A 13,672-nucleotide genomic window follows, 5' to 3' on the forward strand; every position below is an offset into this window, starting at 1 on the left:
AAATCAGTTATGAAAGGGTAGAAGCAAAACATGAGACTTCATTATTTGCAGCATGTTCCATTTGAAAATCCCGGCAGCATTTTAACATGGGCAAAGGAAAATAAGTATATTGTAACCGATACGCAGCTATACAAAAATGATCCATTCCCCCAGCAGCAGGATTTTGATTGGCTTGTGATCATGGGTGGTCCGATGAATATATATGAAGAAGAAAAATATCCATGGCTTGCCGATGAAAAAAGGTTTATCCGAGAAGCTATCACATCTGGTAAAGTAATTATTGGCCTATGCCTCGGAGGTCAGTTGATTGCCGATTGTGTAGGCGGCAAGGTAACGCAAAACGCTTATAAGGAAATTGGCTGGCTTCCTATTCAATTAAGTGAAAAAGCAAGACTATCCCCTTTATTTTCTTTTCTCCCTGAACAGCCAGTCGTATTTCAATGGCATGGGGACACTTTCAGCGTTCTGCCAGAAGATGCAGAGTGCATAGCTCAAAGTCAAGCCTGCAGGCATCAGGCGTTTATCTATAAAAAAAGAGTATTTGGCTTTCAATACCATATGGAAAATACGCGGGACATTATTGAGAGTCTTGTGGAAAATTGCAAAGAAGAAATGGTGCCCGATCTTTATGTGCAGACACCGGAAGAGCTTCTAGCTTATCCAGAATATATTGAACAAAATAATAAGTGGATGAAACTGTTTCTTACACAATTGGAAAAAATGTATAGTAAGGGGGAGCTTTGATGCATCAGATTAGTTATACGAAGCGCAATTGCACGGATCGAGAGAAAATTGAAGCCTTTTTGTTGCGAGAAAGAGTAGGTGTGCTGGGCATGATTAGCAATGGTTTGCCATATGCTGTTCCCGTGAATTATGTGTGGCACAAGGGCTCTGTTTACTTTCATGGCATGGGATCAGGCAAAAAAGTAGAAATCCTTTCCGAGAATCCCCCCGTTAGTTTCACAATCTATAAAGAGCACGGAACGGTGACTGATCCGGTCCCCTGTCATGCTGATACGTCCTATATGAGCGTAATGCTTTTTGGTCAGACGGCAAAAGTGACTGATTATGAAGAGGCTGCTGCAGTTCTTCAGGAATTGCTTGAAAAATTCATGCCTAAGTATTACAGCCATCCCTTAACCGGTACTTTGATTGAAAAATATCGCTCGGGAATGGATGGCAATGGGGTTGCAGTTTATCGGCTAACGCCACAAGAAATGACAGCAAAAGAAAATGCGGTGGAAGCAGATCAATTGTTTAACCAAAAAGCGCAGTAATTCATGATAAATTCTTTGCTATTGTCAGATCTGTTTTTTAGAAGGAAAGAAAGGAATAACGATTTAACCGCAGAGGCGCAGAGTACGCTGAGGAATTTTTAATTCTATCTATTTTTCTCTGTGTTCTCTGCACCTCTGCGGTTAAAAACATTGATTCCTTATTTACATAGAAAGCCAACATTTTGCTGTGCAGTGGAATGTTGGCTTTTCTGTGGGAATAAATAGATTGAAAGCGATGAAACATATGGGTATAATGAAAATAAAATCATCGTTGTGTACAATGACGTACCGGTCGGATGTGCTGATGCACTCTGGAACCGGTTTTAATTTTAAGTAAGTGAAAAAATATAACACAATAGCAAAAGGGAGGGAAGGATATGGAGCAAATACAACTGACGATGACAATTAGTGAAATTATTCAGAACTATCCTGAAACACGTGAGGTCTTTATTAATAATGGTTTTGCTATTTTTGCCGATGATACGGTTATTCGGCAGCTGGGAGTGGTATTAAAATTAAAAACGGCATTAAAAAGTAAAAATATAAATGAAGATTCTTTTATGAAATTACTGCAGGGAAAAATCGCAGAAACGGGCAGATATAAGAACTTACAAACTACACTTCTTGAAAATAACTCAAACCACTTAAATATGCTGTCCCTATTGCCTTGCCCATTAAAAGTTCCTATGCAAGGAGAATTAAAAATATTTTTGGACTATTTGCGTGAAGAAAAAAACCTACCGTTGAATTACTGTATTGAATCTTTTTTCAATGATCATTTAGATTATGAAGATTATTTAGAGCATTTTGAAGAACCAGATGAAATTCCTGATATTATCATGACTGCCGGCTATGGTTTTTTTTATAAAAAATTCATGGATTGCTTTGTTGCCAAAGGAATTTTTGCTGACGTGATCAATCGTCCTGTAAATTCTCGCCTGGCTGAGGCTGGAATCATTGATCCAGATGGACATTTTACAGTGATTGGAGCCAATGTTCTGGTTATGGTAGTAGATAAGAATCGTTTAGGCAGTACTCCTATACCTAAGAACTGGGGTGATTTATTAAAGCCTGAGTATGAAAATAAAGTAGTAATGCGGGGGCATGGTGATATTTTTTGTGATGTTGTACAGCTTAATTACTATAAAGAATATGGGGTAGCGGGAATCGAGCAATTAGGACGGTCCGTAAGGTATGGACTCCATCCGGCACAAATGGTTAAAGAACTTACCAGTAGCCGCAAAGATGTACCGCCAATTCATATTATGCCTTACTTTTTTTATAAAACTATGAAGGAGTCTGACCATATAAACATCCTATGGCCCGAAGATGGAGTCTTAATCTACCCGATATCTGTGCTGATTAAAGCGGATAAAATGCAGGAATTGCAAGAATTAGCAGAATATCTGACAGGTCCAGACATTGCTCGGATTTGTGCAGAAGCGTATTTTCCTGCCACCCATGGGGATGTGCAAGTGAACCTTCCTGAACATGTAAAATTAAAATGGCTGGGCTGGGATTTTATTAAAAATAATGATATGAAATACCTTGTGGAAACCATGAATGATACCTTTATGCGGGTATATCGCAAGGGAGGGAAAAAAGTATGCAGCTAATTACAGTTGCCGGACCACCCTCGGCGGGTAAAACTTCTGTTATGTTAAAGATCATTGAAACTCTTCAGGAAGAAACATTGAAAGTAGGTGTGGTCAAATTTGATTGTTTGTCTACCCAGGATCAGATTCTCTATCAAAAAAAAGGCATTGAGGCAAAGATTGGACTGTCGGGAAATCTTTGTCCAGACCATTTTTTTGTGAGTAATATCCAGGACTGCTTACTATGGTCGCAAAAAAATAATTTAGATATGTTAATTACGGAAAGTGCTGGTTTGTGCAATCGGTGTTCTCCTCATATTCGTGATGTTATGGCAGTATGCGTGATTGACAATTTGAGCGGTGTGAATACCCCAAGAAAAGTGGGTCCTATGCTGAAATTAGCCGATATCGTCATTATAACGAAGGGGGATATTGTTTCTCAAGCGGAGAGGGAGGTTTTTGCTTTTCGGGTGAAGCAGGCAAACCCAAGCGCAATTATTGTTCATGTAAATGGTATTACTGGTCAAGGGGCTAGGGAAGTGGGACAGCTCTTTAAAAGAGCGCAGTCTGTAGATAGCCTTACCGATTGTCATTTGCGGTTTTCTATGCCTGCAGCGACCTGTTCGTATTGTTTAGGACAAACTCGTATCGGACAAAACTTTCAAATGGGAAATGTTCGCAAAATGGATCTTAGTTAGCAGTTGATGCTACTATCATAGTAGGTTATTAGGAAGGTGGAAGTTGCCATGTGGAATAGTTTGTCTGTGATGACAGTAAAACAATTATTTAGTTCGTATCCTTATGCGACTGACTTTTTTTCGTCGCTGCCGAATCTTCAGCAAAGTGAAGATTCTTCTGTTGCGCAGTACTTTGCTGCGATCGAGGATGATACATTACTAGACTTGGGGATTGACCGCCAAGAGTTTCTGGATCAGTTTCTTTCTTTTATGCTGCAAATGGAGAAATTAAAAGAGGACAAGGTTAAAATTGAGTCCATTACGATTATAGGTGGCAAGGATAAACAGGGTAAAGCTGAAGATATAGAATTAACGATTCATGCGGGAGAAATTGTCTGCATTGTAGGACCTACTGGTTCTGGCAAGAGCCGATTACTTGCCGATATTGAATGGGTGGCGCAGCAGGATACGCCGACTAATCGCAAAATATTGATTAATGAACAGCTGCCTGATATGAGGTGTCGATTTTCTGTTGAACATAAGCTAGTAGCCCAGCTTTCTCAAAATATGAATTTTATTATGGATCTGTCTGTAGGAGAATTTGTCAGTATGCATGCAGAGAGCAGGATGCTTGAAAATATAGAAGAGATTACCAGTCATATTATCGCCAAAGCCAATGAATTGGCCGGAGAAGAATTCTCCTCGGATGTACCAGTGACCTCACTAAGTGGAGGCCAGTCCCGGGCTTTGATGATCGCCGATACAGCTTATTTAAGTTCGTCACCTATTGTACTGATTGACGAAATTGAAAATGCTGGCATTGATCGTCAAAATGCTCTGCGATTATTGATTGATAAGCAAAAAATTGTATTGATGGCAACTCATGACCCTATATTGGCATTAATGGGGGATAAACGAATTGTGATTAAAAATGGAGGGATAAGCAGCGTTATTCAAACATCTGAAGAAGAGCGAAGAAATTTAGTTCTGCTAACGACAATCGATCGAAAGATGTTAGCCATTCGAGAAATGTTGCGCAATGGCGGACGCATTGATGAAATTCCAGTGTAGTTGGAAGAAATAATCTAACAATAAAAATAGTTATAGAAAAAGAACATAATATACTTTTTTAAGGTATATTTATGTTGAATATGATGTAGAATAATGCTAGAATTTGGAATAAGAAAGTGTGTGACTTTCAAGTAAGTATAGTAAGAGAGGAGATATTACAATGAAAATTAGCGGAAGAAACAAGTTGCAAGGTATTGTCAAAGAAGTTGTTAAGGGTGCAGTAATGGCTAAAGTTGTAGTTGACTATAAAGGCGATGAAATTGTTGCGACGATCACAGTGGATTCTATTGACGATTTGGGGTTAAAAGTGGGCGATGAAGTAACGGCATTAATTAAGTCCACGGAAGTTATGATCATAAAATAATCATCTTAGACAAAAAAGAAGACGATTAGTGAATCGCCTTCTTTTTTTATCTAAGAAAGTATATTGAGATATGTCTTTGTTCTCTCTCTCTGCACCTCGGTGATATGTTAGCGTTTTTTTTAGCGCAAATTAATAAAAGTATTGAAAAGAACTTCTTGTCGTTTTACCGTTTCCATTCATATTCCATGAAGGTGGTGGTTCAGACACTTGCTGTCCTCTGTGAAGAAATAAAACTTCGCTGCCTATAGCCTGAGCTTCTTCGGGTGAATGAGTAACTAGTATAAATGGAATATTCCAGATTTCCTGCAGCCTTTTTAACTCATCCTGTAATTCGTAGCGACTTTGGGCATCTAGAGCGGATAAGGGTTCATCGAGTAAAAGGATCTGAGGTTCAGCCATTAACGCACGAGCCATAGCGACCCGTTGCTTTTCTCCACCAGATAATTGGCTGATTGTTCGATGGGGTAGGTGTTCAATTTTTAGTAAGGTAATGAGTTTTTCATATAATTGGTTTGCTTGATGGTTGAGAGTTTTTACTCCATACCAAATATTATGCTTAACGTTCATATGCGGAAACAGTGCAAAGTCTTGAAACATATAACTTACATTCCTTACTCTAGGAGGCAAGTGGGTGGCGGTTTGGGAAGAATAAAAAACAGTTCCATTAGATGTAATGCTGCCTTCATCTGGTTTTAGTAATCCTGCAATACAGCGCAAGATGGTTGTTTTACCGCAGCCGGAAGGACCGAATAAAACAATGGTTTTATTCGGAGCAGCAAATGAGATATTTAGGGTAAAATCAGATAAGTTTTTTTTGATATCTACTGTTAGCATGAGTGCTCCTTCCTTTTAGTGCAAAGTAATATTTTTCCCTTTCCAATGGTTCAATCCGAAAATGATGGAAAAGGTGATCACACTGATAATGATTACGTACATTCCTGCTGTTACTAAGTCATTTGATTCCGTTGCGAAATATATTGCCAATGGAATGGTTTGAGTTTTGCCAGGGATATTACCAGCGATCATAATCGTAGCGCCAAATTCTCCTAATGTTCTTGCAAAAGAAAGTACCAAACCGGATACAAGACCAGGCCAGGATAAGGGCATAGTAACTGTCCAAAATACTCGCCATTCACTTGCACCAAGGGTGCGAGCGGCATCTTCCAATGTCTTATCAATACCCTCAAAGGCTGCTTTAGTACTTTGGTACATTAAAGGGAAAGATACAACAGTTCCAGCAAGGACAGCAGCTGATTGGGTAAAAATAATCTGTATGTCAAAATATTCCTTTAAAAGAATACCTACCGGTCCTTGTTTGCCTACTAAGATTAACAGTAAAAATCCAATGACTACAGGAGGCAAAACCAACGGCAGCGTAAAAAAAGATTCTAGAGCTGCTTTGCCTGGAATATCTGTGCTTCTCATCACGTAAGCTGACAGAACGCCAAGAAAAAAAACAAACATTACTGAAATAGAAGCAACCTTAATAGAGAGAATAACCGGCTGCCATTCGACCATATGCTTCACCTGCACCATCATGTTAGATTTGTATTACATAGAACGCACTAACGATTTGCCTAAGTCAGGGAATGAGTGCTAGTCTGTTAGACTTAGCTCCTCTTAATCCTAATGGCTGAAATCTTTAGTGCGTTCTGTACTATTTACTCATGGTAAAACCGTATTTTTCAAAGATTGCTTTACTTTCGGGAGTGCTTAAATAAGCAAGGAAATCTGTTGCTGCTTTTTCTTGTTTTGTTCCTGTCAAAACAGCCACTGGATATACAATTGGCTGGTGAGAACCTTCTGGCGCAGTAGCGGCAATTTTTACTTTTTCACTGGAGGCGGCATCTGTTTTGTATACGATACCAGCTTCTACGTTACCTGTTTCAACGTAGGTTAAAACTGTGCGGACATCCTTTGCAAGTACTGCTTTACTTTGTATTTTATCCCAAATCCCCAATTTCTTAAGGACTTCTTGTGCATATTGTCCTGCTGGTACAGAAGCTGTTTCGCCAATGCTGATCTTTTGAACTTCATCTTTAGTTAAATCCTCATATTTGGAAATGACGAGAGCAGAGTCTTTTGGTACAATAACGACCAATTTGTTTTCCACTAGATTTTTACGTGTGGCCTTATTCACCAGGTTTTTTGCCTCTAAGTCATTCATTTGTTTGGGAGCTGCAGAGAAAAAAATATCAGCGGGCGCACCTTGTTCGATTTGTTTCTGCAACGCACCTGATGCACCAAGATTATAGGTCAATTTAACAGTAGGGTTCAGAGCTTCAAAATTCTTTTGAATTTCAGCAAGGGCATCTTTTAAACTGACAGCAGCAGATACGTTTAGCTCGACTTTTTGCGGCGGTGTGGCTGGAGTAGTCGGTTTTTCGCCACCGCATCCAGTAGCTATTGCAGCTATTATTAGTATAGCTGCTGTTAAGAAAGATAATAAACGTTTTTTCAATGAAATTTCCTCCCTCATTTTTAATTTAAATAATTGATACTTATAAAAAAACAACTAACATAGCTCAACAGAACTAGATTAGTTGATACAGCATCGTATCGATAAATTAAATAAACTAAAGACTATAGTAACAGCGATATATGTATAATAATAGTGACTTTATAACTAAAATACTACAAAATGATATCGTAGTCAATATAAAAGTCTTTGTATTTATGTTATAAAGAGATTGAAAAATATAAAACAGCAATGTATAATTGGGTTAAGTTTAATATAGTGCTGTTTTGTGTGAAACCAATTGTGTACAAAGAAGTACCGGCTATGAATGTGAGTATGTTCATAGCCGGTACTTCTTTTATGAAAAACAAAATATTAAAGTTCTGCCATGATTTCGCCCATCTGGGATACATCATAACCGCCCATACCTGCGATCTCATTGCGGAATATGGGAGAACGCAGTATTGATATCAAGGCTTGGAAATGAGGCTTTTCTAAATCATGCCGCAACATAACTAAATCATAACGTTCTTTTTGCAAGGAAATAAATTCGACATTCTGTACCTGCATCGCTGCTTTTTCAATACCTAGTCCGACATCAGCATCACCACGAGCAACAGCGCTGGCAATGGCAAGATGGCTAGTTTCTTCCTGGTTATAGTTTGGAATGGCTCTAGGATCAAGTTTAAGTTGCTGAAACTTTTCATCAAGCAATACCCTGGCACCAGAGCCGCGTTCTCTATTGATGAAGCGAATATCTGACCGTAGTAAATCTGGCCAATCCTTTATGTTTTTTGGATTGCCAGGGGCTACATAAAATCCTTCATAGCGATAAACTAAATTAATAATAAGTGCTCTTTGACCTGGGAGTAAATGACGCACATAGGGAGTGTTATATTCTCCAGTATCCCCATCCCAAAGATGAGTAGTAATCAAATTAGCTGTACCGCGGTATAAGGCAATCAAACCATCCATGCTGCCATTAAAGCATCGCAAAGAACGAACTTGAGGCATCTGTCTTTCTAGATGGCGTGTTAGGACGTCTAGAATAGCATCTTGTCCATAAATAATTAAACCTTCCTGAGCAGCTGAAGATACATTGGTATTTTGAGCGGCAGGCGTCGAAACGATACTAGTTGTACCTTTCGCATTGTTCATGTACTTTTCCAGATCTGCTGCTTCTATGCGTAATTTGCGGCCGATATGATAAGCAGTCAATTCGCCGCGTTTGATAAATTCATAAACAGTGAAACGTGAAATTTTAAGTATTTTAGCAACTTCTTCTGGGGTGTAAGCTATCGTATTTGCCATTTGTATCACCTCATGCTACTTGAATTTAATGTTTACAGCATATCTTATTTTCAATGATTTAACAACGGACAATCTGTAATTTCATGACCTTTATAAAAAGAAAGATAGCTTCTAAATATTTTGTACTAATTATAAAAATTTATAAGGAGGAATAAAAGATGCAAATCTATCCATTAGAACTTGGTTTACAGGAAGATTGTCCTTATGCGGACATTACTACTGAACTATTGGGAATCCAAGGGCAGGGACGATTGAAATTCATCACTAGGGAGGAGGCGGTTGTTACGGGCATATTGCGTCTAAAAGAATTCTTTGAAGCCCAAAAGCTAGTGGTGCTGTTCTGGCAAAAATCCCGGGCCTTGCTAAAACCAGGGGACACGATAATTGAGGTGATTGGCGATCTAAAAGTTCTTTTAAAAATGTGGCGGATTAGCCAAACCTATCTTACAGCCCTTTGTGCAATTGCGACAGAAACACGGAAAGTTGTTGCGGCAGCGAGGGCAGTAAATCCAGAAATTGAGATCGTCGTTGCCTGCCGAAAAGCACACCTAGGTATGCGGCAAGAAGAAATTGAAGCAGTTGAAGATGGGGGTGGATTATATCACCGCAATTCCTTGAGCGATACGGTACTCATTACCCAAAATCATTTGCAAGTATTAGGAAAATTGCCAATTGATATAAAATCATTTCATCATAAGATTGAAATTGAGCCGCGTAATGAAGAAGAAGCATATCAATGTGCTAGTTTTGCGGATGTGATATTGCTGGATCATTTTGAACCAGAGAGCCTGCAAATCGTAGTACAAAAACTCAAGCATTTGAATAGTCGGCTAAAAGTTGGCGTTGCTGGTGGAATTCAAGCCTCTCGGGTTAAAGAATTTGCAAAGTTTGTGGATATCATTGTTCTAAGTTCCGTCTTATATGCTGCTCCATTGGATTTCACTTGCAAGATAGAACGTATTTAATACATCCACCTCAATTTCACCTAATCGAAATACTTTTTGATAATAGACTTTCAATTTGTAATTAAACACTCAATGAAATAAGGAGGAATGCGTGATGTCAATAAATGGATTATATGCTAAATTATGTTTAATAGTATGTTTTATGGTGCTTTCTTTTGTTACAGGGTGCGGGAACGTACAGCCGGCTGCAGTTCCTTCAGCTCAGCCAGTAGAAATAAATGTATCAGCAGCTATGGGGCTTAAAGACGCCCTGGTGGAAATACAAAAAAAATATGAAGCGGATCATTCTGTTAAAATTGTCTTTAACTTGGCGTCTTCAGGGGCATTACAAACTCAAATTGAGCAAGGGGCACCAGCGGATTTATTTATTTCCGCTGCTAATAAACAAATGGATGAATTGCAAAAAAAGAATCTCATTATTCCTGCTGCGCGCAAGAATTTGGTCGGAAATCAATTGGTATTGATTGTACCTAAGACTTCTCAATTGGAGTTGCACAGCTTTCAAGATTTGACTAACGCAAGTGTTACCCGTTTTGGCATGGGTGTGCCGGAGACAGTACCAGCCGGGGAATATGCCAAACAGGTACTAGAAAAATTACAAGTATGGGAAACTGTGAAAGAAAAAGCTGTAATGCCTAAAGATATTCATAGCGTATTGACCTATGTGGAGACCGGGAATGTAGAAGCCGGGATTGTCTTTTCTACCGTGGCGGCTGCAAGTGATAAAGTAAAAGTTGCTGCCATAGCGCCAGCGAATAGCCATGAGCCAATCCTATTTCTAGGTGCTGTCGTGAGCAGTGCTAAGCATCCGAAAGAAGCAGAAGCATTTTTACAATATCTGACGAGTTCTGATGCAATGGCAGTGTTTACTAAATATGGTTTCCAAAGGATGCAATAAAAGATAATAATAATAGTAATTACCATTGAAATGATCGCTACTTGTAGGGATCATTTTTATATCACTCAAAGCTATGCTATGATAGATAGGATAGATACGATAATTTTAAAAATGAGGTTTTAAGATCCTATGTATGAAAAAAGTGTGGACAGGTATGCTCTTAGTGCAGAAATAGCACAGGCATTAGTGGAGTTAGGGTACGAGATATTTACTAAGGTTCAGGAAGAAGTCATACCTTTAGCTCTTGCTAAGAAAGATATTATTGTGAGATCGCAAACGGGCAGCGGCAAGACAGCCGCTTTTGCGATTCCAATTTGTGAAAAAATAAGAATAGAGCAAAAAAATCCCCAAGTGCTGGTTCTTACCCCAACACGAGAATTGGCAGTACAGGTAAAGCAGGATATTGCTAATATCGGCAGATTTAAAAGAATCAGGTGTGCTGCGGTTGTTGGCAGGCAATCAATGGAAATGCAAAAAAGGGAATTGAAGCAAAGAGTGCATGTGATTGTTGGTACTCCGGGGAGAACCTTAGATCATTTGGAAAGAAAAAGTATGAATGTAGAAGAAGTAGAATATCTAATTATTGATGAAGCAGATAAAATGCTGGATATGGGCTTTATTGAGCAGGTGGAAGCTGTCCTAAAAATGTTGCCCGACGATAGGGTTACCATGTTATTTTCTGCTACCATGCCAGAAAAGGTCGAGGAACTATGCAGGCAATATATGAAGAATCCGATAAAAGTAGAAATTGATTCAGAGAATCCTAGTTTACAGAACATTGAACAATGTTATTATGACATAGAAGAAAATAAAAAATTTACTTTGATTATGCAAATCTTACGGATAAAAAGACCGGATAGCTGTATTCTATTTTGCAATACAAGAGACAAGGTGGAAATGCTGTTAACAAAGATGAAAGAAAAAGGCTGTTCTTGCGGCAGCTTGCATGGCGGCATGGAACAAAGAGATCGTTTAGAATCCATTCAAAGTTTTAAAAGAGGAGAGTTTCAATTTTTGATTGCAACGGATGTAGCGGCAAGAGGAATCCATATTGATGAGATATCTCTTGTGGTTAATTATGATATGCCATTAGATAATGAAAGCTATATACATCGAATTGGCAGGACCGGAAGGGCTGGAAATGTAGGAACAGCTATTACTTTTGTAACGAGAATGGAATATAGGGATTTGCAGAGAATAGAGGAATATTTTCAGTATAAAATACCTAAAAAAGAACTGCCAACGATGGCAGAAATAGAAGAAGGACAGCAAAGTTCGAGTATCTATGATGGAATGGAGCCTGCACTAAAAATTGATAAAAGTGAAAAGTTAAATAGACAGATTACGAGAATTCGGATCAATGCCGGAAAAAAAGGAAAGATGCGCCCGGGAGATATACTGGGCGCTATCACTGCCATTCCGGGAGTTAACGGCAATGATATTGGTATAATCGATGTTCAAGATACCTGCTCCTACGTTGAAATTCTCGCCGATAAAGGCGACCTTGTAATAGAGGCGCTTCAATCCACAAAGATAAAGGGGAAAATATATACCACAAAGAAAGTGAACTTTTCGAGGATGTAATAGGGCGCTTAAATCTGTCATTTTTGCGAACAAAGTGAAGCAATCTTTGGCAAGCAGGGGATTGCTTCGCTGTGCTCGCAATGACAAAAAACGTGAAAAATACATTTGTGAATAGATACTTTGTGTACTTTGCGTCTTTGTGGTTCGATTGGTTTTATATGTTTTAAAGGACGAGTCAATATTTTCGGAGGAGTTAAAAGGAGAAAGAAGACATTATGAGTGATAACGTATTAACTGAGAGAGAGTTCGCTCAAATCATTGCAGAAAATGGCGGACGTGTGTATAGAGTCGGTGGTTGTGTTCGAGACAGCTTTATGGGCATTACCCCGAAAGACATTGATTTCAGTATCGTTGGTATGGTTAAGAAAAATTTTAAAATGCTGTTTCCCAAGGCGGAAGAATGTGGCAAGTCTTTCCCGGTTTTTCGCCTGGCGATAGACGGTATAAAGCGTGAAGTTGCCTTTGCCAGGACAGAGAGGAAAGTCGGCAGTGGTTATAAAGGATTTAGAGTATCTGCTAAGCCAAAGATTACTATTGAGGAAGACCTTTTTAGGCGAGATACTACTGTTAATTCTATGGCGCAAGATAGCTTAACAGGAGAAATTATTGATCCTTTTCAAGGGCGAGAAGATATAAGGGCTAAGGTATTACGAGCGACTAGTCAGCATTTCTCCGATGATCCAATGCGCGCTCTGCGTCTTGCTGGGCAATCCGCTCGGTTTGGTTTTGCAATAGATACAGCTACATTGCTTCTTGCCAGAGATGTTAAAGAAGAACTGATTTACGAGCCTGTGGAAAGGGTGATTGCGGAATTAGGCAAGGTTTTAGCAGAGGCACCCGAACCAGCTAGATTCTTTAAGGTTCTGGCAGAAACGCAATTATTAGAGGTTACCTTTCAAGAACTAGCAGAGTTGTCTGCAGAGGATTTTGAAAAGGCAATGGCCGGGCTTAATCTAGTGGCAAAAGCGACAACAAGTTCTAAATTACGATTCGCATCCCTGGGCTTAGTGATGGGGCAAGTATGTTTAGTCCAATGGAATCAGAGAATGGTCTTACCTGGTGAGTGGCTGGATTCGGCTGTAGCAGTCAACCAAATCATAGGATTCTTAGAAAACCCCACACCTGAAACGATCGTAGATACAATTGGCAAGTTAAGGCGTGGTTCTTTCAAAATTGAAGAGTTGGATCTTATTATTACGGCAGCTAAATTAAAAATCTTAACATTGGGTCCGCTAAAAGCTGCAATGGTATTGCCTCGTGGGGAGATTATTCCTAAAACATTACAGGGAAAAGAAATTGGCGAATGGCTGCGAAGAAAACATATAGAGGCTATCGACAAACGCTTGAATAGCAGTTCCTAAAAAGATCTTCAGCTCCGCTGTGATCTCAATAAATGGATAAGGTAGACCTGGATTTTACGTAGGTAGACAGCATCAAGGTAACACAATTTGCTTATGTTACATCAAATATGA

14 protein-coding genes are annotated in these 13,672 nt (G+C 39.1%); 10 read left to right on the forward strand and 4 right to left on the reverse strand.

Annotated elements, in window-relative coordinates:
• The first annotated feature begins 30 nt into the window (after positions 1 to 30).
• From BMZ99_RS17655 to BMZ99_RS17680, 6 genes are all read left to right on the forward strand, one after another.
• Complete coding sequence (locus tag BMZ99_RS17655) at positions 31 to 744, forward strand: type 1 glutamine amidotransferase (RefSeq protein WP_090940371.1); 714 nt, start codon at positions 31 to 33, stop codon at positions 742 to 744.
• Positions 744 to 1,277: a pyridoxamine 5'-phosphate oxidase family protein gene (locus BMZ99_RS17660; RefSeq protein WP_090940374.1), complete on the forward strand. Its 534-nt coding sequence runs from the start codon at positions 744 to 746 to the stop codon at positions 1,275 to 1,277. The genes BMZ99_RS17655 and BMZ99_RS17660 overlap by 1 nt, the downstream gene beginning before the upstream one ends.
• Before the next feature lie 377 nt (positions 1,278 to 1,654).
• Entirely contained in the window at positions 1,655 to 2,893 is a 1,239-nt protein-coding gene (locus tag BMZ99_RS17665) for an ABC transporter substrate-binding protein (protein ID WP_090940377.1), read from the forward strand.
• Entirely contained in the window at positions 2,884 to 3,570 is a 687-nt protein-coding gene (locus BMZ99_RS17670) for a GTP-binding protein (RefSeq protein ID WP_090940380.1), read from the forward strand. The genes BMZ99_RS17665 and BMZ99_RS17670 overlap by 10 nt, the downstream gene beginning before the upstream one ends.
• Before the next feature lie 48 nt (positions 3,571 to 3,618).
• The gene (locus BMZ99_RS17675; protein ID WP_090940384.1) at positions 3,619 to 4,620 is read left to right on the forward strand and encodes an ATP-binding cassette domain-containing protein; all 1,002 of its coding nucleotides are present in this window, start codon (positions 3,619 to 3,621) and stop codon (positions 4,618 to 4,620) included.
• A gap of 160 nt (positions 4,621 to 4,780) precedes the next feature.
• Positions 4,781 to 4,984, forward strand: coding sequence for a TOBE domain-containing protein (locus BMZ99_RS17680; protein WP_090940387.1), 204 nt, complete (start codon positions 4,781 to 4,783; stop codon positions 4,982 to 4,984).
• 129 nt (positions 4,985 to 5,113) lie between these two features.
• Here the strand turns inward: BMZ99_RS17680 and BMZ99_RS17685 are convergent, their stop codons facing one another.
• The 4 genes from BMZ99_RS17685 to BMZ99_RS17700 form a co-directional block, all read right to left on the reverse strand.
• Positions 5,114 to 5,818, reverse strand: a complete 705-nt coding sequence (locus tag BMZ99_RS17685) for an ATP-binding cassette domain-containing protein (RefSeq protein ID WP_090940390.1) — start codon at positions 5,816 to 5,818, stop codon at positions 5,114 to 5,116.
• 15 nt (positions 5,819 to 5,833) lie between these two features.
• Complete coding sequence (gene modB / locus BMZ99_RS17690; RefSeq protein ID WP_090940393.1) at positions 5,834 to 6,502, reverse strand: molybdate ABC transporter permease subunit; 669 nt, start codon at positions 6,500 to 6,502, stop codon at positions 5,834 to 5,836.
• 139 nt (positions 6,503 to 6,641) lie between these two features.
• Positions 6,642 to 7,445 (reverse strand): molybdate ABC transporter substrate-binding protein, encoded by an 804-nt coding sequence (modA, locus tag BMZ99_RS17695; RefSeq protein WP_090940396.1) that lies wholly within the window; start codon positions 7,443 to 7,445, stop codon positions 6,642 to 6,644.
• A 372-nt stretch (positions 7,446 to 7,817) separates the two neighbouring features.
• Positions 7,818 to 8,753 (reverse strand): substrate-binding domain-containing protein, encoded by a 936-nt coding sequence (locus tag BMZ99_RS17700; protein ID WP_090940399.1) that lies wholly within the window; start codon positions 8,751 to 8,753, stop codon positions 7,818 to 7,820.
• Positions 8,754 to 8,911: 158 nt separating this feature from the next.
• Between BMZ99_RS17700 and BMZ99_RS17705 the strand changes: the two genes are divergently transcribed.
• The 4 genes from BMZ99_RS17705 (at position 8,912) to BMZ99_RS17720 (ending at position 13,561) form a co-directional block, all read left to right on the forward strand.
• Positions 8,912 to 9,718, forward strand: coding sequence for a beta/alpha barrel domain-containing protein (locus tag BMZ99_RS17705; RefSeq protein ID WP_090940402.1), 807 nt, complete (start codon positions 8,912 to 8,914; stop codon positions 9,716 to 9,718).
• A 94-nt stretch (positions 9,719 to 9,812) separates the two neighbouring features.
• Entirely contained in the window at positions 9,813 to 10,616 is an 804-nt protein-coding gene (modA, locus tag BMZ99_RS17710) for a molybdate ABC transporter substrate-binding protein (protein WP_090940405.1), read from the forward strand.
• Between the two features lie 129 nt (positions 10,617 to 10,745).
• Entirely contained in the window at positions 10,746 to 12,200 is a 1,455-nt protein-coding gene (locus BMZ99_RS17715; RefSeq protein ID WP_090940408.1) for a DEAD/DEAH box helicase, read from the forward strand.
• 215 nt (positions 12,201 to 12,415) lie between these two features.
• Positions 12,416 to 13,561: a tRNA nucleotidyltransferase/poly(A) polymerase family protein gene (locus BMZ99_RS17720; protein ID WP_090940411.1), complete on the forward strand. Its 1,146-nt coding sequence runs from the start codon at positions 12,416 to 12,418 to the stop codon at positions 13,559 to 13,561.
• Positions 13,562 to 13,672 lie beyond the last annotated feature (111 nt).

Origin of the sequence: Pelosinus propionicus DSM 13327 (assembly GCF_900114615.1) — a bacterium.
Classification (GTDB): Bacteria; Bacillota; Negativicutes; order DSM-13327; family DSM-13327; genus Pelosinus; species Pelosinus propionicus.